At 42.1% G+C, this 1550-nt stretch carries 1 protein-coding gene; it reads left to right on the top strand.

The features are described from left to right. Positions 1 to 85: 85 nt before the first annotated feature. On the top strand, positions 86 to 1525 hold the full coding sequence (locus P22_RS19865; RefSeq protein ID WP_082378577.1) for an IS1182 family transposase: 1440 nt from the start codon (positions 86 to 88) through the stop codon (positions 1523 to 1525). Positions 1526 to 1550: the final 25 nt, after the last annotated feature.

Below are 1550 nucleotides of genomic sequence, written 5' to 3'. Positions count from 1 at the left end.
CAGAGTGTAGACAAAAAGGAATCACTCCCAGTTCTATGATAAAATAGAACTGGGAGTGATTTATTTGTATGTGAAGAAGAACCGAATGAATCAAAGACAAATAAAGTTTCTTTGCTTGGAGGATCTGGTACCACAAGAGCATCTGCTAAGAGATATAGACCGAGCCATAGATTTTAGTTTCATCTACGAGGAAGTGCAGGGTTTGTACGGCGAGGAAGCCTGGGGAAAACCAGGGCTAGACCCGGTGTGCCTTTTTAAGATTGTATTCGTTCAATACATATTTGGGATTCGCAGTATGAGGCAAACCATTAAAGAAATTGAGGTTAACAATGCTTATCGTTGGTTCATCGGATACGATATCGGCGAATCAATTCCCCATTTTACAACCTTCGGGAAGAACTATAGCCGTCGATTTGAGGGTACAGATATCTTTGAGAGGATATTTACCCGGATATTGCAGGAAGCAGTTCGATGCGGCTTTGTAGATGCAAGCGCAGTATTTATGGATGGAACACACATTAAAGCAAATGCTAATAAACGTAAAGCTAGCCAGCAAGTCGTAGAAAAACAGGCCAGACATTATCAACAGCAACTGGACGAAGAAATAGCCAAGGATCGGCAAGCTCATGGCAAAAAGCCCTTCAAGAAAAAAGATGATAACGATCCAAAGAGTCCAGAAACTCAGACTATCAAACAAAGTACAACCGATCCGGAAAGCGGCTTGTTTCATAAAGGCGAGCATGAGAAGTGTTTTGCCTATGTAGCCAATACGGCCTGTGACCGGCATAATTTCATACTTGATTTCGATTTAGCTCCAGGCAATACACATGATAGCAGAATGTTTGATGATCTGTATGCCCGCTTGCTTGAGAAATTCCCCCAAATGCAGGTAATCGCAGTGGATGCCGGTTACAAGACCCCTTGGATCATGAAACAGATCATGGATAGTGAACGAATTGCCGCTGTACCCTATAAACGGCCGATGGCCAAAGCTGGATTTTTCAAGAAACATAAATATGTTTATGACGAATATTATGATTGTGTTCTCTGTCCGGCCAACCGGATATTAGAATACAGTACTACGAACCGGGAAGGATACCGGGAATACAAGAGCAATCCAACTGATTGTCAAAGTTGTCCCTATTTGAGCCAATGTACAAAAAGCAAATCCCATCAAAAAGTGGTAACCCTTCATGTCTGGGATAAGTATATGGAGCTAGCAGAAGACTATCGGCATACACCTGAGTACCGAGATATCTACCAAATGAGAAGGCAAACTATCGAGCGAGTATTTGCCGATGCGAAAGAGAAACATGCTCTCAGATATGCTCAACTGCGTGGTCTACAGAAAGTGAAACTGCAGGTAACGCTTACTTTTGCATGCATGAATTTAAAGAAGCTGGCTATCTGGAAACGTAGAAAGGGTATCCTAGCTCCTTTATTCCAGGATTTCTGGCGAAAACAGACTTCAAGGTTATCTTCTTGGGTTTCTTTATTGCAAAAATGCACCTTACGCTTCGCGTAAAGTGCATTTTTGTCTTCAGTCTGAA

The organism is Propionispora sp. 2/2-37, from assembly GCF_001298735.1.
Taxonomy (GTDB): domain Bacteria; phylum Bacillota; class Negativicutes; order Propionisporales; family Propionisporaceae; genus Propionispora.
This window is presented reverse-complemented; position numbering and strand designations above follow the sequence as displayed.

Coding starts and splice junctions, on each gene's coding strand:
- P22_RS19865 (WP_082378577.1), top strand. CDS start 86: ATGAATCAAAGACAAATAAAGTTTCTTTGCTTGGAGGATCTGGTACCA.